This is a genomic window from Endozoicomonas euniceicola, assembly GCF_025562755.1.
In the GTDB taxonomy this organism is placed as follows: Bacteria; Pseudomonadota; Gammaproteobacteria; order Pseudomonadales; family Endozoicomonadaceae; genus Endozoicomonas_A; species Endozoicomonas_A euniceicola.
The window spans coordinates 5818165-5842605 of record NZ_CP103300.1 but is presented as its reverse complement, the minus strand read 5'-3'; the positions used below and the strand labels follow the sequence as shown (position 1 = coordinate 5842605).

The 24441-nt window shown below is 48.4% G+C and carries 12 protein-coding genes and 1 pseudogene; 11 read left to right on the top strand and 2 right to left on the bottom strand.

Annotated features, from left to right (window positions below):
• Positions 1 to 93 precede the first annotated feature (93 nt).
• The 7 genes from NX720_RS23765 to NX720_RS23735 all read left to right on the top strand — a co-directional run bounded on the left by NX720_RS23765 (position 94) and on the right by NX720_RS23735 (position 16313).
• Positions 94 to 2118, top strand: a complete 2025-nt coding sequence (locus tag NX720_RS23765; RefSeq protein WP_262598004.1) for an extracellular solute-binding protein — start codon at positions 94 to 96, stop codon at positions 2116 to 2118.
• A 27-nt stretch (positions 2119 to 2145) separates the two neighbouring features.
• Positions 2146 to 3234, top strand: a complete 1089-nt coding sequence (locus tag NX720_RS23760; protein ID WP_262598002.1) for a microcin C ABC transporter permease YejB — start codon at positions 2146 to 2148, stop codon at positions 3232 to 3234.
• 5 nt (positions 3235 to 3239) lie between these two features.
• Positions 3240 to 4265, top strand: coding sequence for an ABC transporter permease (locus tag NX720_RS23755; RefSeq protein ID WP_262598001.1), 1026 nt, complete (start codon positions 3240 to 3242; stop codon positions 4263 to 4265).
• Between the two features lie 3 nt (positions 4266 to 4268).
• Positions 4269 to 5888 (top strand): ABC transporter ATP-binding protein, encoded by a 1620-nt coding sequence (locus NX720_RS23750; RefSeq protein ID WP_262598000.1) that lies wholly within the window; start codon positions 4269 to 4271, stop codon positions 5886 to 5888.
• Positions 5889 to 6027: 139 nt separating this feature from the next.
• Positions 6028 to 9252 (top strand): hypothetical protein, encoded by a 3225-nt coding sequence (locus NX720_RS23745; protein ID WP_262597998.1) that lies wholly within the window; start codon positions 6028 to 6030, stop codon positions 9250 to 9252.
• Between the two features lie 232 nt (positions 9253 to 9484).
• Positions 9485 to 12766 carry a hypothetical protein gene (locus tag NX720_RS23740; protein ID WP_262597996.1) on the top strand — a complete coding sequence of 1094 codons (3282 nt, stop codon included), beginning with the start codon at positions 9485 to 9487 and terminating at the stop codon, positions 12764 to 12766.
• Between the two features lie 229 nt (positions 12767 to 12995).
• The gene (locus tag NX720_RS23735) at positions 12996 to 16313 is read left to right on the top strand and encodes a hypothetical protein (RefSeq protein WP_262597995.1); all 3318 of its coding nucleotides are present in this window, start codon (positions 12996 to 12998) and stop codon (positions 16311 to 16313) included.
• Positions 16314 to 16387: 74 nt separating this feature from the next.
• On the opposite strand, the gene NX720_RS23730 is transcribed toward NX720_RS23735, so the two are convergent.
• Positions 16388 to 17770: a glyceraldehyde-3-phosphate dehydrogenase gene (locus NX720_RS23730; RefSeq protein WP_404831112.1), complete on the bottom strand. Its 1383-nt coding sequence runs from the start codon at positions 17768 to 17770 to the stop codon at positions 16388 to 16390.
• A 280-nt stretch (positions 17771 to 18050) separates the two neighbouring features.
• On the opposite strand from NX720_RS23730, the gene mfd reads away from it, so the two are divergent.
• The 4 genes from mfd (at position 18051) to NX720_RS23710 (ending at position 24139) form a co-directional block, all read left to right on the top strand.
• Complete coding sequence (gene mfd, locus NX720_RS23725; RefSeq protein ID WP_262597992.1) at positions 18051 to 21527, top strand: transcription-repair coupling factor; 3477 nt, start codon at positions 18051 to 18053, stop codon at positions 21525 to 21527.
• A 34-nt stretch (positions 21528 to 21561) separates the two neighbouring features.
• Positions 21562 to 22473: a peptidoglycan binding protein CsiV gene (locus NX720_RS23720; RefSeq protein WP_262597990.1), complete on the top strand. Its 912-nt coding sequence runs from the start codon at positions 21562 to 21564 to the stop codon at positions 22471 to 22473.
• Positions 22474 to 22773: 300 nt separating this feature from the next.
• Complete coding sequence (locus tag NX720_RS27360; protein WP_404831028.1) at positions 22774 to 23394, top strand: C2H2-type zinc finger protein; 621 nt, start codon at positions 22774 to 22776, stop codon at positions 23392 to 23394.
• Positions 23395 to 23581: 187 nt separating this feature from the next.
• Positions 23582 to 24139, top strand: coding sequence for a C2H2-type zinc finger protein (locus tag NX720_RS23710; protein ID WP_318654070.1), 558 nt, complete (start codon positions 23582 to 23584; stop codon positions 24137 to 24139).
• Positions 24140 to 24192: 53 nt separating this feature from the next.
• Here NX720_RS23710 and NX720_RS23705 read toward each other — a convergent pair.
• Positions 24193 to 24396, bottom strand: a pseudogene (locus tag NX720_RS23705) (4a-hydroxytetrahydrobiopterin dehydratase); the annotation flags it as partial.
• Positions 24397 to 24441: the final 45 nt, after the last annotated feature.

Genomic DNA, 24441 nt, shown 5'->3' with positions numbered 1-24441 from the left:
GTCAACCGACTGTAACGATCAGACCAGAGCGTTCAGTCGCAACCAGGCCTCTATATAAAACAAAACTTCTCTGACCATTTATTCAGGACCCTTATGATTCATCGGTACAGTTTTCCAACCCGGTTCCTGCCTGTCAAAAATGCCTTTATGCACACCTGCCTGACCCTGGCCCTGGGTCTTACGAGCCTGACCGCAGACGCAACAGAGACACTGCAACGTCCGGAAGGCAGCCAGACCAGCATGACCATGCACGGCTCTCCCAAATACCCTGAAGGGTTCCGGCATTATGATTATGTCAATCCTGAAGCACCCAAAGGCGGCGCACTGCGCATGACGGCACCAGGCACGTTCGACAGCCTCAATCCGTATATTGAAAAAGGCACCTCAGTGGGTGGTACAACCTATATGTACGACACGCTGATGGTGAGCAGTTATGATGAGCCCTTCACCATGTACCCATTGCTGGCACAGTATGTAGAACAGGCTCCGGATAACAGCAGCATTACCTTTCATCTCAATCCTAAAGCCCGTTTTCACGACGGTCATCCGGTGACCGCTGAAGACGTGGTCTTTTCACTGAATACCCTGCTGGAAAAAGGCGCGCCGTTTTATCGAGCCTATTACGGCGACATTAAAAAAGCCGAAGCATTGTCTAAATACAGTGTCCGCTTTATCTTCAAACACAACCGGAATCGTGAGCTGCCGTTGATTATCAGTCAGATGACGATCCTGCCCAAACACTTCTGGGAAAAACCCGAGAACGACTTTCAGGCCGCCAACATGAGCCTCCCCCTTGGCAGCGGTCCCTATAAAATCAAATCTGTCGATTCCGGGCGCAGCATTGAGTACCAGAGAGTCGATGACTACTGGGCAAAAGACCTGCCCGTCAACGTTGGCCGCTATAACTTTGATTCCATCCAGTATGATTACTTCCGCGATGAAAACGTCGCCCTGCAGGCCATGAAGGCGGGCAAATACAACCTTCGCTTCGAGTACTCGGCACTTAACTGGGCCACCGCCTACGATATTCCTGCCACCCGGAACGGTGAGTTGAAACTGGAAAGTATTAAAACCCTGTCACCCCAGGGTATGCAGGGCTTCGCCTACAACACCCGCCGGGAGCTGTTTAAAGATCCGAAGGTAAGAAAGGCTCTGGTTGCCGCACTGGATTTTGAGTGGCTGAACAAAAACCTGTTTTATGGTTCCTATTTCCGTAGCAACAGCTACTTTTCCAACTCCACCATGAGTGCTACCGGCATTCCTGAGGGTAAAGAGCTGGCGCTGCTGGAGCCTTTCCGTAACCAGCTTCCAAAAGAGCTGTTTTCGGAACCCTACCAGCTCCCGGTCTACGATGGCTCCGGGCAGATACGCAAGCAACTGCGTGACTCTCTGAAACTACTGACAGAAGCAGGATGGAAGCTGGAAAATGGTGTCCTCAGAAACAGCGAAGGCCAACCCTTCAAGTTTGAAATCCTGTTAATCCAGTCCTCCATGGAACGGATTGCCCTGCCCTTTAAAAAGAACCTTGAACAACTGGGTATTGATGCCAGCATTCGTGTCGTGGACGCCTCTCAGTACATCAGCCGCCTGCGCAATTTTGATTACGACATGATTGTTACCGGCTATGGTCAGTCCAGCTCTCCGGGTAATGAGCAGCGGGATTTCTGGGGCAGCGCTGCTGCTGACGTACCTGGCTCCCGTAACTATATGGGCATTAAAAATCCTGTAATAGACCAGCTGACAGATACCCTGATCCATGCGGATTCCCGTGAAGACCTGGAAGCAGCGGTCAAGGCACTGGACCGGGTATTGCTGTGGGGTGATTACATGATTCCACAGTGGTATTACCCCAATGTCCGGGTCGCCTACTGGCAACCCCTGGAACACCCTTTCAAGCCGACTTTGAACGGCTCAAAGGCACCGCAGCTGTATAGCTTTGATTTGAATAGTTGGTGGATGGGAACAGAATCCTCCCCTGTCGCGACAGGCGCAGATAGCCAGCAGGATTCATCTGGAAACGAAAGTACCGGCAAAACCTTCTGGTGGCTGGCACTTCTGATAGCCCTTGGACTGGCGGGATGGACCCTGAACAAAAGACGTAGCAGCAAGAACGCTTAACAGCAGTGACTTTGAAGGGTTTCTTTTATGTACAGTTACATACTGCGCCGGCTGGCGCTGATGATCCCAACCCTGTTCGGCATCATGCTACTCAACTTTGTCATTATACAGGCCGCCCCCGGCGGCCCTGTTGAGCAGATGATTGCCAAGCTGGAAGGTTTTGATACCAACGCCATCAGTCGTATTGGCGGTTCAAGCAGTGCGGAAGTGCAGCAGTTTTCCCTGGATGAATCCGGTGAATACCGTGGACGACGGGGACTTGATCCCGAGCTGATCAAGGATATTGAGAAACTCTATGGTTTTGACAAACCCGCCCCTGAGCGTTTTTTTCAGATGGTGGGCAACTATCTGCGTTTCGACTTTGGCGACTCGTTTTTCAGGGACGCCAAAGTGGTGGACCTGATTGTTGAAAAGCTGCCTGTCTCTATCTCCCTGGGACTCTGGAGTACATTGATTATCTATCTGATCTCCATCCCCATGGGCATTCGCAAGGCCGTTCGTCATGGCTCAACGTTTGATGTCTGGACCAGCGCTGTCATCACCACGGGCTACGCTATTCCCAGCTTTTTGCTGGCTATTCTGCTGATCGTCCTGTTTGCCGGTGGCAGCTACTGGAATATTTTCCCACTTCGTGGACTAACGTCTGACAACTTTGATGAACTGACGACGATGGGTCAGATTATGGACTACGCCTGGCACATGGTATTGCCAATATTCTGTATGGTCATTGGCGGCTTTGCGACGCTGACCATGCTGACCAAAAACTCATTCCTTGATGAAATTCACCGTCAGTATGTGCAGACCGCAAGGGCTAAGGGGCTGGATGAAGGCAAGGTTCTGTACGGGCATATTTTCCGTAATGCCATGTTGCTGGTGATTTCCGGTTTTCCTGCTGCCCTGATCGGCATTCTGTTTACCAACTCGTTGCTGATTGAAATTATATTCTCCCTCGATGGCCTCGGACTGCTGGGCTATGAAGCCGCCATTAACCGCGACTATCCGGTGGTGTTTGGCTCCCTCTTTATCTTTACCCTGATTGGTATGGTGATCAAACTGATTGGCGACCTGACCTATGTCATGGTGGACCCACGAATCGATTTCGAAGCGCGGGGTTAACATTGATGGCATTGACCCCACTCAACCAGCGACGCTGGGAAAATTTTAAACAAAACCGCAGAGGCTACTTCTCGCTGTGGTTGTTCGGCATTCTGTTTTTCACCACTCTGGCTGCGGAATTTATTGCCAATGACAAACCCTTGTTGATTCGTTTTCAGGGTGAATATTACACCCCGGTGTTTCATACCTATCCTGAAACCACGTTTGGTGGCGAGTTTGAACTGGAGATTGACTACCGACAAGATTATGCAAAAGAGTTGATTGAACCCCATGGCTGGATGCTGTGGCCGCCCATTCATTACAGCTATGACACCATCAACTATGCCCGTATCGCACCGGCTCCACCTTCTCTGGATAACCTTCTGGGAACCGATGACCAGGGGCGTGATGTTCTGGCCAGGGTTATTTACGGTTTCCGGATATCGGTTCTGTTTGGCCTCGCCCTGACCTTTTTCAGCACCATTATCGGTGTCGCTGTCGGAGCCATTCAGGGTTTTTACGGTGGCAAGATCGACCTGTTCGGACAGCGCTTTATCGAAGTCTGGTCAGGGATGCCCAGCCTGTATCTGCTAATTATTCTGTCCAGTTTTGTTGAACCCGGTTTCTGGTGGCTGCTGGGAATTATGCTGCTGTTCCAGTGGATGACACTGGTGGACGTGGTTCGGGCTGAGTTCCTGCGCGGCAGAAATCTTGAATACGTCCGGGCGGCCAGAGCGCTGGGAATGAACGACAGTCGTCTTATGTACCGGCATATTCTGCCCAATGCCATGATTGCCACCGTCACCTTTATGCCCTTTATTCTTACCGGTGCCATTACCACCCTGACCTCACTGGATTTTCTCGGCTTTGGCCTGCCTGCCGGATCGCCTTCACTGGGTGAGCTGATTGCCCAGGGCAAAAACAACCTGCAAGCCCCCTGGCTGGGCATTACCGCCTTTGCTGTGATGTCGGTAATGCTGACCCTGCTGGTCTTTATTGGAGAAGCGTCACGTGATGCACTGGATCCACGCAAGTACCACACAGGAGCGTAAGCAATGAGCAACCATCACACTGCCACGCAAAAGCCGCTTCTGAGTGTCAAAGACCTGCAGGTTCAGTTTCTGCAGGGTGATCAGGCATTTAATGCCGTTAACAAGATCAGTTTTGATATTCACCCTGGTGAAACCCTGGGACTGGTGGGAGAGTCCGGTTCCGGCAAATCGGTTTCAGCACTGAGTGTCCTGAAGCTGCTGCCGGACAATGCCCGCTATCAGGGGGAAATCCTGTTCAACGGTGACAACCTGACCGATGCCGACAGTAATAAGATTCGCCAGATTCGTGGTCACCAGGTCAGCATGATTTTTCAGGAACCCATGACGGCACTGAACCCTCTGCACACCATCGGCAAACAGATAGTTGAAGTGCTGACCCTGCACCTGGGACTGACCAATGGTGAAGCCAGAACCCGGGCGCTGGAATTGCTGGAACTGGTTGGCATTCCACAATCCACCAGCAAGATTAACGCCTACCCCCATGAACTGTCCGGAGGTCAGCGGCAGCGGGTGATGATCGCCATGGCACTGGCCTGTGAGCCGAAACTTTTGATAGCTGATGAACCAACAACGGCTCTGGATGTGACTGTGCAACGGCAGATTCTGAAACTGCTGGCAGAGTTACAGGAGAAACTGGGAATGGCTGTGCTGTTTATCAGCCACGACCTGAACCTGATCCGTCATGTGTCTGACCGAATCTGTGTGATGAAAGACGGCTGTCTGGTAGAGCAGGAGGCCACTGAAACCCTCTTCACCCGTCCACAACACCCCTACACCATTGACCTGCTGAATGCCGAACCCAGTGGTGCGCCGGAGTCTGTACCGAATCCGGACAAGACCCTGATTGAATGCAAAAACCTGAAGGTCTGGTTCCCCATCAAACAGGGCTTTTTTCGTAAAACCGTTGACCATGTAAAAGCCGTGACCAATCTCAGTATGTCGCTGCAACAGGGGGAGACCCTGGGTATTGTCGGTGAATCCGGCTCGGGAAAAACCACGCTGGTCATGGCACTGTTGCGACTGCAAGCCAGTGAAGGCGAAATCTGGTTTATGAACAAAGCGCTTCATGATCTTAGCCAGAAAGCCTGTCAGCCTTATCGTCGGGAAAAGCAGGTGGTGTTCCAGGATCCTTATGGTAGCCTGAGTCCGCGTATGACCATTGCTGATATTATTGCCGAAGGTCTGGATATTCACGGTGTCAGCAGCAGGGAAGAACGTGAGCAGGCCATCATTCGTGCCATGACCGATGTCGGGCTTGACCCTGACTTCAGACATCGCTATCCCCACGAATTCTCCGGTGGTCAACGACAGCGGATTGCTATTGCCAGGGCATTGATCCTCAAGCCAAAGCTGATCATTCTCGACGAACCTACCTCGGCGCTGGACCGCACGGTTCAGTCCCAGGTTATCGAACTGTTACGGGGCCTGCAGGTGAAATACAACCTGAGCTATATCTTTATCAGCCATGACCTCGCCGTGGTGAAAGCCATGAGCCACCGGATTATGGTAATGAAGGAAGGTCAGGTGGTTGAGCAGGGTGATACCGATGATATCTTTCACAACCCTCAACAGCCTTATACCCGGGAGTTGCTGGCGGCTGCTTTTGAAACGCAGCTGACTTAGCCAATAATACCCCATTATCATCCCCGCCGCCCAGGCGGGGAGCCCAGCTGGATTTGAAATTTTGCCTTCTTCAGCCTTTACTTTCCCCTTTCTGAATTAACACAAAAAAACAAGTGGCAACAGGCAGGGCGAGAAGGGGATGAGCATTTTTTTCAGTACGATATTGCCACACAGCTTTTACAATGGCTTTTGCAGAGTGACCCTGCCTCTTCTGTTATTCCTTCCGGCACCGGGTCTGAACGCATCACTTCAGCACTTTTCCCATGAGAGGCCAGATCCTTACCTGCTTTTCGCACCTTTACTGGCATTGTCATTCAGAACCTATTCATCCATCACCCATCCGCCAGAACAAATACCGCTTAAAGCATTTTTGCAATCCAGCTTGATTCCTACAACGGTTCCTCCTGTACGACAAGCTGATCTGCGCCAGCAACTCAGCCATCTGGCAAACAAAAACAGAGAGGACACAAACATTGACCAGACCAGAGACACATCAAAATCGCTGACTCTGTATTCGTCGGTCATATCCGGACAGTATCGTATTGTTTTACCTCAACTCGATAGGGATCAGTTGTCCATTGCAGCAAAGATCGCAGAATCAGTTCTGGACCATGAACTACGGTTGATCCTCTCGGTGTTAAGCCTGTCAGACATTTCAACCCTTCTTTACCAGCCCCCAGCTTCTTTAACTTCTGCCGCAGGTGGCGGAGACGGAGATGGTGGTGATGATAATGAATGGTTCAGAGAGGACTTCCAACCTACGGATTTTATATTTTTTATTTACCCGCAGAAGCAGCGAACTGCCTTACAACTCACCCTGAAGGACATTCTGTCAAACCGTTTACAGCACAAGCTCAGGCTTCTCAACACCCTTCGACGAAAGTTAAAATACGCTGAAGATGACAATCTTAAAAAGATCTACAGAGACCGGATTATGGTCATTCAGGCTGATTGCGATGATCTGGAATCAGAACTGCGGGCATATAGCGACAGTGATGCAGTGAGTTGTGTACCTACCTATTATTCAGAGCTTAATCAGCCTTTGGCTTATTATTTAACCCATCTCGCCAGCGTTCAGCCCATTTTGCCTGATGAACTTCCCGGAGGTGTCCCGAAAATAACACAACAAACCATTAAACAACAAAATGACCGACCCTCACAGAATCAGGAAAATACATCCAATCAAAAACCTGACGAGCATCAGCCGAATGAGCAGGATGACCATTGCGATGACAAAAATGACCCTCCGGAAAAAGACAACGGACCTTCCACACAAACTGTTGAAATGAGCTACATCGAGAAAATAGAAGCCTTTCTTGATATTCCTGAAGAAGACTTTCTGGAAATAGACGGCCCACTAAAATTCCAACTGTTTCAAAACTCCGGGCAAAGTACTGACACTAAAAAAAGAATGATGGCTAAGGCCGTCTTTAAATGGCTCAAAAACCGCAACAGAGAAGAAGCGCGTAAACTCTTTATGCAGGCTTATACATTGAGCCAGCCTGAAGCTGACAACAATTTTGATCCGGATGACCAGGTTCTGGCGTGGCTGATGATGCACAAATACAAAAAGCTGATTGACGGCACCAGCGAAGATGCCGAAGCCGATGAACAGGAGTTACATAACTACTTTCGCAGACCCGTAGAACAGGCTAATCCTGAAGTAATGCCATTAGTGATTATGTATTACTCTGGTGAATTATCAGGTATTCGCAGTTCTTTAGATATTGAGTGGTATCTCGCACTGATAGATAAATTTGAAATTTGCAACCGTGATTATCACTCACTTTATTTTTTTCCAGTCAACTTTACAGCCCTTGACCGTATTCGCTGGACTCCCCTGGACGATACAGCCTGGTCAAGCCTGGACCTAACCTCCCTGGACTACGAGGAGGCTCGCTTTTACTACTTCCTAATAGCCTTCATATCTGAGTGGAAAGGAAATGAAGTAAGTATCGATAAATATCAAACCGTTTTTTCAGCCGCTGAATATTATCAAGAAGGCTTTGAATTATTTAAAAATTTACGCACAAATTATGCGCCACAGGCATTCAGTGAAAAAAGGTGTAACTTCGTTATTCAGCTCTTTGAGAATTTTGCAAAAAAATGGAGCGAGCAGGACTCAAAAATATCTTCCGCAAGCGTATACTATCAAATCTGCGCGATACTGGAGCGCAGAAAAAATAAGCAATACAAAAAAAAGGACAATGCTCACAAGCTGAAAGTTCTGAACTGGTATCAAAAGGCTGCCGAACTCACCCCTGAGCTCTGGTACCGGGTTTTTCAGGAAGCCCAGAACATTGGCATAACCAGTCGGATCATTGAAGCTGCCCGGCAATTGCACCGCTTATGGTTATCACGAAGTCCTCTTATAGCTGATTACTGGGAGATGCGTCTGAAGTCATTCAGTGGCACAGGGATAAAGCCCAGACCCGAAACCGTTCAGGAATCTGAAAGCACCCTCCCCGACTGGGTTTTGGCGGAAGCATCAGCTTCTGACAAGGCTACCTCTCCGGCTGGCAGTAAGAAAGCCCGAAAAAGCAAGAAAAAGAAGCCGGTCAAGACGGCAAAAACCACTCCCACAAACCAGGCGCAGGCTGAAAACTACGATCAAGGCGCTGAAACACTTGTTAAAACTTTATCGCCTATGGATACAGCCGATTTACCCGCAGCAACCATTAAAGTCGGAAAAAAACAAAACAATATTGCTGATATCAGCCGAAGTGACCATCAGTGGCAGACTAAGACATCGAAAAAGGCAATCAGACCCTTTGAAAGGGTCTACCACAAAAACTGGAATGAAAAAGTTTATGGCATTCTTAAAAATGTCCAGGCATCCCGTAATGCTAATAATCCGAAAGGTGAATATAATCTTTATCTGGAATTGCTAAAAACAACATCAAACAACATGGTGGGTATCGAACGTATCTGGGAAGAAGCAGGCTGGCTATTGTTACATCAGTATGATGATGTCTATGCGACACAGGCAATAACAGAGGGCTTGAGGGCAGTAGCTCTTGATACCGCTTTTAAGGCAAAAGATAAGTACTTTTTACCCGCCATCGCCTCATATCTGGGGCTGGATGAAATGAATAACATGTTCAGCCCTGAAGATTTTTATAAGTCTGTTCTCTTTATTCTTAACAATGAACACTTTGACTCTACTTCCCAGAAGGTCGAATTCATTAACAGGCTGCGCTGCCTGGCCAGTTCAGTTGCCCACTCCTTCAGCCTTGCGGTAATGGCTTCACCCCGAAATAAAAAACTGCGGGAACTCGCCAGAGGCTGGTATAAAGCAAAAAGTGACCTGGTTACTCAGGAAGACACTCTAACAATTATTCAACAAAATCTGCCAGATCAGTAGCAGAACAGGCAGGCAGTCCTTCGTGCCATGGCCGATGCCGGGGTTGAGCCTGACTTCAGACATCGCTATCCCCGCGAGCTCCAGGAGGCCAACGACAGCGGATTTCTAATGCCAGGGCTTAGATTCTAAAGCCAAAGCTGATTTGAAATTTTGCCTTCTTCAGCCTTTACTTCCCCCCCTCTGACGGACTCAACAGAAAAAAACAAATGATCACTGCCGAAGCGAGAAGAGCATGAGCACTTTCTTCAGTACGATATTGCCACACAGCTTTTACAATGGCTTTTGCAGAGTGGCCCTGCCTCTTCTGTTATTCCTTCCGGCACCGGGTCTGAACGCATCCCTTCAGCACTTTTCCCATGAGAGGCCAGATCTTTACCTGCTTTTCGCACCTTTACTGGCATTGTCATTCAGAACCTATTCATCCATCACCCATCCGCCAGAACAAATACCGCTTAAAGCATTTTTGCAATCCAGCTTGATTCCTCCAACGGTTCCTCCTGAACGACAAGCTGATCTACGCCAGCAGCTCAGCCATCTGGCAAACAAAAACAGAGAGGACACAAATATTGACCAGACCAGAGACATATCAAAATCGTTGACTCTGTATTCGTCGGTCATATCCGGACAGTATCGTATTGTTTTACCTCAACTCGATAGGGATCAATTGTCCATTGGAGCAAAGATCGCAGAATCAGTTCTGGATCATGGGCTACGGTTGATCCTGTCGGTATTAAGCCTTTCAGACATTTCAACACTTCTTTACCAGCCCCCGGCTTCTTTAACTTCTGCCGCAGGTGGCGGAGACGGAGATGACGGTGATGATAATGAATGGTTCAGAGAGGACTTCCAACCTACGGATTTTATATTTTTTATTTACCCGCAGAAGCAGCGAACTGCCTTACAACTCACCCTGAAGGACATTCTGTCAAGTCGTTTACAGCACAAGCTCAGGCTTCTCACCACCCTTCGACGAAAGTTAAAATATGCTGAAGATGACAATCTTAAAAAGATCTACAGAGACCGGATTATGGTCATTCAGGCTGATTGCGATGATCTGGAATCAGAACTGCGGGCATATAGCGACAGTGATGCAGTGAGTTGTGTACCTACCTATTATTCAGAGCTTAACCAGCCTTTGGCTTATTATTTATCCCAACTCTCCAGCGTTATGCCCATTTTGCCTGATGAACTGCCCGGGGATGTCCCGGAAACAACACAACAAACCATTGGGCAACAAAACGACCGGCCCTCACAGAAGCAGGAAAATACATCCAACCAAAAACCTGACGAGTATCAGCCGAATGAGCAGGATGACCATTGCGATGACAAAAATGATCCTCCGGAAAAAGGCAACGCGCCTTCCAAACAGACGGTTGAAATGAGCTATAACGAGAAACTGGAAGCCTTTCTTGATATTCCTGAAGAAGACTTTCTGGAAGTAGACGGCTCTCTAAAACTCCAGCTGTACGATAACTTCCTTAACTTCTCCCGGCAACCCTCTCGAACTAAAAAAATTATGGCTAAGGCCACCTTTACATGGTTCAAAAACCGCAACAGAGAAGAAGCGCGTAAACTCTTTATGCAGGCTTATACATTGAGCCAGTCTGAAGCTGACGACAATTTTGATCCGGATGACCAGGTTCTGGCGTGGCTGATGATGCACAAATACAAAAAGCTGCTTGACGGCACCAGCGAAGATGCTGAAGCCGATGAACAGGAGTTACATAACTACTTTCGCAGACCCGTAGAACAGGCTAATCCTGAAGTGATGCCATTACTGATTATGTATTACTCTGGTGAATTATCAGGCATTCGCAGTTCTATAGATCTTGAGTGGTATCTCGCACTGCTAGATAAATTTGAAAGTTTCAACAGCAATTATCACTTACTTTATTTTTTTCCCGTCAGCTTTACAGCCCTTGACCGTATTCGCTGGGGTTACCTGAAAGACATAGCCTACGTAAGCCTGGATCCAACCCGTATGACTTACCTGGAGGCCAACTTTTGCTACATACTGATGTCCTTCATGATTGAATGGAACGAAGGGAAGAACAGTAACAACAAATGTCTCAATGTTTTTCCATACGAGAAATATTATAAACACACCGTTAAAGCGGTTAAAACGCTCCGCCAGGATTTTAAGGAGAGTCAATCTTTTAGTGAAAACACCTATAACTTTACCATTAAACACTATAAAGCTATTGCAGAAAAGAAAATCTTGGGTAAACTTCCATCCGACCAAGACCTTTTTTCAAAAATTTTCTTCTATCAGCTCTGTGCAATTTATGAGCGTAAAAAAAATGAGAAATTCAAAAAACGTGGCATTGCTTCCAAACAGAAAGTTCTGAGTTGGTATCAAAAGGCTGCAAAATACTCCCCTGAGCTTTGGCACCACATTTATCAGGAAGCCCGGAAGATTGGAAAAACCGATTTAGTCATTGAAGCCGCCGAAAAGCTGCACCATTACTGGTTATCACGAAGTCCTCTTGTAGCTGATTACTGGGAGGAGCGTCTGAAATCACTCAGCAACCAATCCAGCAGGGAAACGGAGTCTATAACCAAAACGGTTCGGGAGGCAGAGAGCACTACCCCTGCCAGAATTTTAGTGGAGACATTAACTTCTGATGAGAGCGCCCCTCCGGCCAGGGTTAGGAAAGCCCGAAAAAGCAACAAAAAGAGACCTTACAGGGCGGCAAAAGCCACTCCCGGGAAACAGAGTCAGGAAGAAGAGCAGACACAGGCACAGGCTGAAGACTATGATTCAGACGCTGAAAAACCCGTTAAAATTATATCACCCATGGATATAGAGGCTTTACCCAAAGCGTCCATTAAAGTCGGAACAGGACGAGGTAATATTGCAGACATCAGCCAAAGTGACGACCAGTGGCAGACAAAGACTTCAAAAAAGCCTATCAAGCCCTTTGAAAAGGTCTACCACAAAAACTGGAATGAAAAAGTTTATTCCATTATCAGAAAAGTAAATATGTACCGTAAAGCCAATAGCCCGAAAGATGAATATGATCTTTATCTGACATTATTGCATGGGACATCCGGCAGTATGGTAGGTATCGAACGTATCTGGGAAGAAATGGGCTGGCTATTGTTACATCAGTTCGATGATGTCTTCGCTTTACAGGCAGTAAGAGAAGACTTGAGAAAAGCAGCTCTTGATACCGCATTTAAGGCAAAAGATAACTACTTTTTACCCGTCATCGCCTCCTATTTGGGATTGGATGAAATGAATAGCGTGCTTAGCCCTGAAGAATTTTATAAGTCGGTTCTCTCGACTCTTAGCAATGAACATTTTGAGTCTACTTCCCGGAAGGTCGAATTCATTCACAGGCTTCGCAGTCTGGCCAGTTCAGTTGCCCACTCCTTCAGCCTTGCGGTAATGGCTTCACCCCGAAATAAAAAACTGCGGGAACTCGCCCGAGGCTGGTATAAAGCAAAAAGTGACCTGGTTACTCAGGAAGACACTCTAACAATTATTCAACAAAATCTGCCAGATCAGTAGCAGAACAGGCAGGCAGTCCTTCGTGCCATGGCCGATGCCGGGCTTGAGCCTGACTTCAGACATGGCTATTCCCAACAGTTCCCGGGAGGCCAACGACAGCGGATTTCTAATGTCAAGGCTTAGATTCTAAAGCCAAAGCTGATTTGAAATTTTGCCTTCTTCAGCCTTTACTTCCCCCTCTCTGAGTCAACAGAAAAAAACAAGTGATCACTGGCGAAGCGAGAAGAGCATGAGCACTTTCTTCAGTACGATATTGCCACACAGCTTTTACAATGGCTTTAGAACAGCCTCTTTCAGAGTGGCCCTGCCTCTTCTGTTATTCCTTCCGGCACCGGGTCTGAACGCATCCCTTCAGCACTTTTCCCATGAGAGGCCAGATCCTTACCTGCTTTTCGCACCTTTACTGGCATTGTCATTCAGAACCTATTCATCCATCACCCATCCGCCAGAACAAATACCGCTTAAAGCATTTTTGCAATCCAGCTTGATTCCTCCAACGGTTCCTCCTGAACGACAAGCCGATCTGCGCCAGCAGCTAAGCCATCTGGCAAACAAAAACAGAGAGGACACAAACATTGACCAGACCAGAGACACATCAAAATCACTGACTCTGTATTCGTCGGTCATATCCGGACAGTATCGTATTGTTTTACCTCATCTCGATAGGGATCAGTTGCCCATTGCAGCAAAGATCGCAGAATCAGTTCTGGATCATGAGCTACGATTGATCCTGTCGGTATTAAGCCTGCGGGAAATTTCAACGCTTCTTTACCAGCCCCCAGCTTCTTTAACTTCTGCCGCAGGTGGTGGAGACGGAGATGACGGTGATGATAATGAGCGCTTCAGGGAGAACTTCCAACCTCCGGATTTTTTATTTTTCATCTACCCGCAGAAGCAGCGAACTGCCTTACAACTCACCCTGAAGGACATTCTGTCAAGCCGTTTACAGCACAAGCTCAGGCTTCTCAACACCCTTCGACGAAAGTTAAAATACGCTGAAGATGACAATCTTAGAAAGATCTACAGAGACCGGATTATGGTCATTCAGGCTGATTGTGATGATCTGGAATCAGGACTGCGGGCATATAGCGACAGTGATGCAGTGAGTTGTGTACCTGCCTATTATTCAGAGCTTAATCAGCCTTTGGCTTACTATTTAGCCCATCTCGCCAGCGTTCAGCCCATTTTGCCTGATGAACTTCCCGGGGGTGTCCCGAAAATAACACAACAAACCATTAAACAACAAAACGACCAGCCCTCGCAGAACCCGAGAAATAACTCCAATCAAAAACCTGACGAGCATCAGCCGGATGAGGATGAGCAGAGTGACGGCAAAAATGATCCTCCGGAAAAAGGCAATGCACCTGATACGCACGTTGTTGAGATGAGCTACATCGAGAAAATAGAAGCCTTTCTTGATATTCCTGAAGAAGACTTTCTGGAAATAGACGGCCGACTAAAATTCCAACTGTTTCAAAAATCCAGGCAAAGCAATGACACTAAAAAAGGAATGATGGCTGAGGCCGTCTTTAAATGGCTCAAAAACCGCAACAGAGAAGAAGCCCGGGAGCTGTTTATGCAGGCTTATACATTGAGCCTGTCTGAAGCTGACAATAATTTTGATCCGGATGACCAGGTGCTGGCATGGCTGATGATACATAAATACAAAAAGCTGCTTGAAGGCACCAGCGAAGATGCTGAAGCTGATGAACAGGAGTTGCATAGCTACTTTCACAGACCCGTAGAACAAGCTAACCCTGAAGTTCTGCCATTACTGATTATGTACTACACTGACGCGTTACCAGGTATTCACAGTTTTCTGGATATTGAGTTGTATCTGGCACTGATAGATAAATTTGAAAGTTGCTACCGCAATTATCACCGGTTTTATTTTTTTCCTGTCAGCTTTACAGCCATTGATCGTATTCGCTGGACTCACATGAGTGACACAGCCTACACAAGCTTAGATTTAACCTACATGAGCCACAGCCTGGCCAGCATGATCAACAGATCGGTCGGCTTAAGTATATTCTCTGTATCCTTCAGGCTAGTCAACTTATTCTACGTACTGATAGGTCTAATGACTGAATGGAAAGAGGATAGCGTAGATAACAACGAATATCTCACTAAGCTTCCATGGAGAGGACATAATGAAGAGGCTCTTCAATCAATACATATACTCCGGAAAAGGCTCACGGATAAAGTGAATTTAACAGAAAAAAACTATAACGACTTTATTCAATTTTATAGTTCTCTTGCAGAAAAGAAAATCAGTATAACTGACAATGAAGACCACTTTTTCTCAGTTATGTACTATCAGTATTGTGCGATTTTGGAGCGCGAAAAAAATGAGCAATACGAAAAAAAGGGCAATATTCCCAAATATAAAAAATACAAAGTTCTGATCTGGTATCAAAAGGCTGCAGAATACTCCCCTGAACTTTGGCACCGCGTCTTTCAGGAAGCCCAGAACATAGGAAAAACCGATTCAGTCATTGAAGCTGCCCGGCAGTTGCACCACTTCTGGTTATCACGAAGCCCTCTTATAGCTGATTACTGGGGGGAGCGTCTGAAGTCACTCAGTCATCAATCCAGCGAAGAAACAGAGTCTATACCTGAAACCATCGATGAGGCTGAAAGTACCATCCCTGACTGGGTTCTAACGGAAACATCAGCCCCTGATAAGAGAGAACTCCGGGCCACCCACAGTAAGAAAACCCGAAAAAGCAAGAAAAAGAGACCTGGCAAAGCAGCAAAAGCCACTCCCACAGACCAGAAGCATGCTGAAAACTATGATTCAAACGTTGAAAAGCCTGCTAAAACTTTATCGCCTAAGAATATAGCTGCTTTACCTAATGCAACCATTAAAGTCGGGAAAAGACAGAATAATATTGGAGACATCAGCCGGACTGACGACCAGTGGCAGGTCAGGACATCGAAAAAAACCGTCAGGCCCTTTGAAAGAATCTATCAGGAAAACTGGAATGAAAAGGTCGATTACATTATTAAAAAAGCGCACGTGCTCCGTAAAACTGCCAACCCGAATAAGGAGTATGGCCTTTATCAGGAATTATTGAAAGGAACATCAAACAGCATGGTAGGTATCGAGCGTATCTGGGAAGAAATGGGCTGGTTATTGTTACATCAGTATGACAATACCTACGCAACACGGATAATAAATGATGATTTGAAAAAAGCAGCTCTTGATACCGCTTTTAAGGCAAAAGATAAGTACTTTTTACCCGCCATCGCCTCATATCTGGGGCTGGACGAAATGAATAGTTCGCTCAGCCCTGAAGATTTTTATCAGTCTGTCCTCACAACGCTCACACATGAACAGTTTGACACTATTTCTCAAAAGGTTGACTTCGTTCGCAGGCTTCGTAGCCTGGCCAGCTCAGTTGCCCACTCCTTCAGCCTTGCGGCAATGGCTTCACCCCGAAACAAAAAGCTGGGGAGCCTGGCCCAAAGCTGGTACAAAGCAAAAACTGATCTGCTTACTCAGGAAAAAATACTAAAAATCATTCAGGAAAAGCAGCTGGAGTAGGAGCAGGGTTTGCAGCTTCCATCATTGCCAGTGATGAAAACTGCGTAAACACGCTGCGTTATATCGAAAAACAGCTATGCCGGAACAATCGGATAATTAACGCCCGATATCTGCCGCAGAATCCGGTTTACCTGACAGCTGTAACCGTACTCATTATCGTACCAGACATAAAGTACACAACGGTCGCCGTCCACTATGGTCGCTTCGCTATCCACAATACCCGCCTTTTGATTACCCACAAAGTCACTGGACACCACTTCAGTGGAATTAACAAAATCAACCTGCTTTTGCAGTGGTGAATACAAAGAGGTGTCCCGCAGAAAGGCGTTCAGCTCATCAACGGTCGAAGTCTTACCCAGGTTCAGATTAAGAATCGCCAGAGAGACATTGGGAGTGGGTACCCGGATAGCGCTACCCGTGAGTTTGCCCTTCAGTTCAGGCAGGGCTTTAGCCACCGCTTTGGCTGCGCCGGTTTCGGTGATGACCATATTAAGAGCAGCACTGCGCCCACGTCGGGAACCCTTATGGTAGTTATCAATCAAATTCTGGTCATTGGTGTAGGAATGAACAGTTTCCACATGACCACTGACAACACCGTATTGATCATGAATCGCCTTGAGTACCGGCGTGATAGCATTGGTGGTACAGGACGCTGCCGAGATAATTTTATCTTCCGGATCAATATCCCGGTTATTAACCCCATAAACAATATTTTTCAGATCGCCCTTACCCGGCGCGGTCAACAGAACTTTGCTGACACCCTTACATTCAAGATGCTGACTAAGCCCGGCTTCATCCCGCCATACCCCGGTATTATCCACCACAACAGCGTTTTGAATGCCATACCGGGTATAGTTAATGGAGTCGGGTGAACTGGCATAGATCACCTGAATCGCTACACCATTGGCATAAATGATATCGTTATCGTCATCAACACTGATCGTGCCACGGAAAGAACCATGGACTGAGTCCCGGCGTAACAGGCTGGCGCGTTTATGCAAGTCATTTTCAGCTTTACCCTTACGAACCACAATCGCTTTAAGGTTAAGCCCGGCTCCGCCACCCGCCCGTTCAATCAGAATTCGTGCCATCAGCCGCCCAATGCGCCCAAAGCCATACAGCACTATATCCTGGCCGGTAGCCATTGAAGCTTGTCCGCCGGTAGCCAGCTCACCCAGTTCCTGCTTTATATAATCAGAAGCGGACTGTTGACTACCTGACGTCATATAACCACTGGCCAGCTTGCCAATATCAATACGACAGGGAGCCAGGTCTAATTCGTTCAGCGCCTGAAGAATGGGAAGTGTATCCCTGACCGTTAACCCGCTCTCCTTTACCTGTCGTATAAATTTATGAGATTTCAAAATTTCTATAACAGAGCGGTTAATAATGGAACGACCATAGACCGTTGTTACCACATTTTTATCCCGGTACAACCGCCCAATCAGCGGAATCATCGATTCCGCCAGCGCCTCTCTCTCCTTCCAGTCCTGAAAATATTTATCTACCACAGTGTCGATCCTGCTGTTTATAATTCTTATCGTTATGCCGTTTTCGAGGCTTCTCGTGGCTATTATCCTGACCGAAACGGCAATTATCAACATCTGGATAACAGCACTTCACAAACCTGATCACCGATTATTAATTTCCATGCTTCAGGCTGTGATAAAAGCGACTGAATAGCTACAATGCGCATTCACCGATGCACTTATATCAATCAGGACGTACCGTAGATTCATGTCACAGGCAAGCCTTCCTCTGCCCACCCATGCGGGTGACAAAATCATCTGGGCCAATCTCGACCAGACCGCCAGCGCCTGGGCCATTGCCAATGCAGCCAGAGCGGGCAGCAAGCCCCTGCTGGTCATCGCGCCTGACTCCAACCGGGCCAATAGCCTTGAAGAAGAACTGAATTTTTTCCTCCGGGGCACACCTTCCCCGACCGGGAAGCAACCTATTGAAATCATGCACTTTCCCGATTGGGAAATTCTGCCTTACGATGCCTTCTCACCCCATCAGGACATTGTCTCCCAGCGTCTTGAAACCCTTTACCGCCTGCCTGACCGCCAGCACTGTATCCTGATTATTTCCATCACCACCCTGCTTCACCGCATGAGTCCCCGCAGCTATCTGGAATCTAACTGTCTGGTGATTAGCCGGGGTGATACTTTCCTGCTGGAACAGCGTCGGCAACAACTGGAACAGGCGGGCTACCGTTGTGTTGACACGGTGTATGAGCACGGTGAGTTTGCTATCCGTGGTGCCCTGATGGATATTTTCCCCATGGGGGCTGACCAGCCATTCCGTATCGACTTGTTTGATGACGAGATCGACACCCTGCGCGCCTTCGATCCGGAAACCCAGCGTTCAACCGAACAGGTTGATAGCATCGAACTGCTGCCGGGCCATGAGTTCCCCATGGATAAAACCAGTCGGGATCAGTTCCGCAGTCGCTTCCGGGACACCTTTGACGTGGATTACCGGGAATGCCCTCTCTATCAGGATATTGGTCAGGGCATGGCCAGTCCGGGCATTGAATATTACCTGCCACTGTTCTTTGAGCAGACGGCGACACTGCTTGACCACCTTCCGAAACAGACCATTGTCGTTCAGTGTCAGGGCGTTCAGGAGGCTTTGCAGCATTTCTGGAAAGACGTCAATGAACGTTATGAAAACCGTAAGGTTGACCCGCTGCGCCCCCTGCTGCCTCCACACCGGGTGCTGATGCCGCCGGAAGAACTCAATGGGAAACTGATGAATTATGGTCGAGCCCGACTCGATACTGACAGGGTTCAGGAAAAACAGGGGCGCTATAATCTCAGCCATGCACCACTGCCTGAGCTGACACTGAATGCCAGGGCCGATAACCCTCTGGCCCCACTGGAAAGCTTTATCGCTTCCGGCCCGCGCATCCTTCTGGTGGCAGAAAGCGCTGGTCGTCGTGAAGTGCTCCTGGAAATGCTGGCTCAGAACCAGATTAAACCAGTAGAATTTGCCAACTGGTCAACCTTCCTGAATCACAGTGAAACGCTGGGTATTACCCTTGGTTCACTGGAGGCTGGGCTGCATCTGTCAGAACCGGATGTCGCATTGGTTCCTGAAGCCCTGCTGCTGGGTCAGCGGGTGATGCAAAAACGACGCCGTCGTGGCGACAGCGATTACCAGACCGATCAGGTGATTCGCAACCTGACCGAACTGCGCGAAGGCGCGCCGGTTGTGCATATTGATCATGGCGTGGGTCGCTACCGTGGTTTGCAGACGCTTTCTGTTGATGCTCAGGAAGCAGAGTTTGTTACCCTGGAATACGCCAGCGAAGCAAAACTGTACGTTCCCGTCGCGTCCCTGCACCTGATCGCCCGCTATACCGGCACGGACGATGAGCTGGCCCCTCTGCATCGTTTAGGCAGTGAACAGTGGACCAAAGCCCGTCGTAAAGCCGCCGAAAAAGCCCGGGACGCGGCCGCCGAACTCCTCGATATTTACGCCCGCCGTGAGGCTCGACAAGGTTTTGCCTTTGACTCTCCGGATCAGCATTACCATGCCTTCAGCGCTGGCTTCCCGTTTGAGGAAACACCGGATCAGCAACAGGCCATCGAATCAGTGGTCAAAGATATGACCGCCATCCAGCCCATGGACAGACTGGTCTGCGGCGATGTGGGCTTTGGTAAAACCGAGGTGGCGATGCGGGCTGCCTTTATGGCGGTGCAGAGTGGTAAACAGGTGGCGATCCTGGTTCCCACCACACTGCTGGCGCAACAACATTATGAAAGTTTCCGGGATCGCTTTGCTGACTGGCCGGTGGAAATTGACGTGGTTTCCCGTTTCCGTTCAGCAAAACAGGTACAGGGGTTAAAGGAAAAACTGCGGGAAGGGAAGATTGATATCATCATCGGTACCCATAAAATTCTGCAAGGCGATCTGCATTTCAAAAACCTTGGGTTACTGATTATTGATGAGGAACACCGTTTTGGCGTACGCCACAAGGAAAAGCTGAAGTCACTGCGTTCCGAAGTGGACATCCTCACTCTGACAGCCACGCCAATACCCAGAACCCTGAATATGGCCATGTCCGGTATACGGGATCTGTCGATTATTGCTACACCACCCGCTAAACGTCTGTCGGTAAAAACCTTTGTACGCCAGCACGATGAACAGCTGATAAAAGAAGCCGTTCTGCGTGAGCTGCTCCGTGGAGGTCAGGTCTACTGCCTGCACAATGAGGTCTCCAGCATTGAGAAAGCCGCTGAGGATTTACAGGCGTTGATACCGGAAGCCCGTATCGGCATTGGTCACGGCCAAATGCGTGAGCGGGAGCTGGAACAGGTCATGTCTGATTTCTACCATAAACGCTTCAATATTCTGGTGTGTACCACCATTATTGAAACCGGTATTGATGTTCCCAGCGCCAACACCATTATCATCCATCGCGCAGATAAATTCGGGCTGGCGCAGCTGCACCAGTTAAGGGGGCGCGTCGGTCGCTCCCATCACCAGGCGTATGCCTACCTGATGACCCCATCACCCAAGTCCATGACCAGAGATGCCAGCAAACGGCTGGACGCTATTTCCGAAGCTCAGGATTTAGGCGCCGGATTTATGCTGGCGTCTAATGATCTGGAAATCCGTGGTGCCGGAGAGTTGCTGGGCGAAGACCAGAGTGGTCAGATTCAGAGTGTTGGCTTTACCCTGTATACTGAAATGCTGGAAAAAGCCGTTAATGCGATTCGCCTCGGTGAAACACCGAATCTCGATAAACCTCTGCAACAGGGAACCGAGGTTAATCTGCGCCTCCCTGCCCTGTTGCCGGAAGATTATATTCATGATGTTCACAACCGTCTGATTCTCTACAAACGCATTGCCGCCGCCGGTTCAGACAATGACCTGAAAAGCCTTCAGGTAGAATTGATTGACCGCTTTGGCCTGCTGCCGAAGCAGGCCAAAAACCTGTTCCGCCAGACCCGTATCCGCCTGACCGCTGAGAAGCTGGGGATTATTAAGCTGGACGCTGGCGAAGACAATATTCGTATTGAATTTGAAGACCAGCCCAAAGTTGACCCTCTGGCGATTATCCAGATGATCCAGGCTGATCCTCATCTTTACAAACTGGAAGGAAGCAGTGTCTTCAAGTACAGTGGCGCTATAAGTGGAGCCATGGAACAACCTGAGCAGCGCTTCGCCACCGTTGAAAGCCTGCTACAGAAGCTGACAGGGTAATGCCTGTCAGCAGTAACTCTCGGAAACCCCGTTAATGACACGAATGTTCAAAATCATCCTGAAACCTTTACTGTTGCTGGCAGCACTGCCCGTCATCAGCCATGCCCGCAACGCCGAGCCACAGCGATGGTTTCAGGCGGACATGGTGGTATTTGTCAACCTGAACAGTATGAACGGCGCTGAGCAGTGGCCCAAAATCAGCCCCCATACCATTCCGGCTAATGCCATCAAATTACGCAGTCCGGATGCGCCCAACTCTGCACCGGGTATCAATGACCTGCTGCGTCTGCATAAACAGGATCTGCAGAAAGCCCTGCCCGATTTGCAACGTGAAGCCTTTGTTTCTTTACCAGGAGAGGCTCATGTCTTGCTTAAAGAGGGAAATACGATTGATGCGACCAACGGTTACAAAGTCATCAGCCGGAACGCATGGATTATGCCATTGCAGGATGATTCCAGAAGCAAGCCCATCAGAATCCGTGCCTATAACAACACGGGCAGACCCAGCTTGCTGGAAGGTTCAGTCAGCATCAGTTCCAGCCGTTTCCTGCATGTGGACGTTAACCTGTGGTACAGCGAGCTGAGCAGGGAAGCTTTATCGGACCAGCTGCGGAGTGTTACAACCGATGCAGGCCGTGAGAATCTGCAAACAGCGAATAGCGAGAAAGAGAGTGGCAAAGCCAAACCCGAGATTCGCCGTGACCTGCAGCTGGTAATGGACCCATCGGGTACACCCATGAAAATAACCCGTAACTTCCAGTTGCGGGAAAGTCGTCGGATTCGAAACACACAACAGGTTCAGTATCTTGACAGCCCGGTACTGGGTGTACTGATTAAACTCACACCTTACGACCTTCCTGAGATCCCACTGCTACCTGAAATCGAATCTGTCAAACAGCCTGAGCCTGTGCTCGGACTACTGCCAGGACTGAACCTGGAAGGTTGACCGGAAATATCATTCCAACTGCTGCCCGGAGCGATTCGGGTAGCGCCCTTGAGACTGTCTCTTTACCTGCCTCAGCTCCTCTTCAGTCAATGCCCGAGCGTCGGGGGGGGGTAAGGCCAGCCATAGCCCCAGCGAAACGAAGTAGGAAACACCGGACTTCCACCCATATAAACTCCGGGTATTGAAAGGAGCAGGAGCATCAGCAAATGACACAAGAGAATAAACAGCTACGGTCAATAGCGCTTATATTTAAAGGTTGGTCAGCTTAAAAATATTGATGTCATTTAAACAGGTTTTATCATGCCAAAATATCAATGCAATGTGTGTGGCAAGCCTTTTACGCATGCCGGCGACTTCAAAAAGCACTTGAGAACACATACGGGTGAAAAACCATATACCTGCCTAGACTGTGGAAGAAGCTTTAGTCAGAAAAGCACATTAAACAGCCACCAAGCAATCCATACCGGTGAAAAATCATACACTTGCCTAACCTGCGGAAAAGGCTTTAGTCAGAGAGGCGGCTTATACGCCCACCAAGTAACCCATACCGGTGTAAAACCACATACTTGCCCAATCTGTAAAAAGGCTTTTTCTCTGAAACATAACCTCCAAAAACACATGAGAAGTCGCCACCCAGTCCGGGCTACGACGGCTAACACAGAATCCCACGAAGAAGCTACCGGAACAGTCACATCAACAACCCATACTTTCAGCTCTGCCCAGTCCTCTACCAAGATCACCTATGTCAGCTCAGGCATTGGGCACGCTTCTATTGTGACTCAACAGGATCCGTCAACAACGATAACCATCATAACGCAAGATGGGGAAACCAGCAGCGATATCCAGGACAGGACACTTGAAGAACGAGAGGCCGTCGAAGCACTTCTTGAGTTAGGGGGGGCTGAAGATACAGATGAGTAGTGGAGTAAAATGCCAGAGATCTGGAGTATTTTTTAGGAAAAGGCACAAAGCGCCTTCCACCTGCTGCCCGGAGTGATTCGGGTCGCGTCTCTGTCACTGTGTCAAAACAAATACTCCCAGACAATAGCGCTTATATCTCATTATTAGTCAGTTTAAGAATATTGATGACATTTAAACAGGTTTTATCATGCCAGAATATACATGCACTGTCTGTAGCAAGACCTTTACGCGTGGAGGCGAATTAAAAAAACACATGAGAAAACATACAGGTGAACAGCCATATACCTGCACAACCTGTGGAAGACATTTTGGTCGCGTATGCAACTTACGCAGGCACGAACGATCCCATACAGGAGTCAGAACACACATCTGCCCAACCTGTGGAAGGAGTTTTGGTCGGACAGACCACCTCGATAGACACATGAAAAATGTCCACCCAATTCCAGCTACCGCTGTTACCACAGAATCCCATGAAGAAGCTGCGGGAACAGTCACAGTAACAACGCATACTTTCAGCACTGCCCAGGTCTATACCAAGATCACCTATGTCAGCTCACATATTGGGCACGCTCTTGTTGTTGATCAACAGGGTTGGCCAATGGCAACGACAACGACAACGACAACGACAACCAGCATAACGCAAGGCGGGAAAACCATTAGTTATTTCGAAAACAGGACGCCTATAGAACAAGAGGCCGCCGAAGCACTTCTTGAGTTAGGGGGGGCTGAAAGTACAGATGAATAGCAGAGTAAAACACCTGCTCGCGAATAGAGCAGGCAGTCACGAGAAGTAGAAATCTAACTCTGTTTTTTTAATAACTCATAGAGTTGGTCGCATTTTCCTGCCAGCTCGCGGTCGACCGCAAGAACACCAGAACCCTGATCTGACTCATGAGTACCCCGGGCAATGGTCAGACTGCCCCACTCCAGCACCATACGAGGATGATGAATATAGGTTTCAGCAAGACCCGCTACGGCATTGAAAAACGCCAGAGACCTGGAATATTTTTTGGTAGCGCCCTTGAGACTGTCTCTTTACCTGCCTCA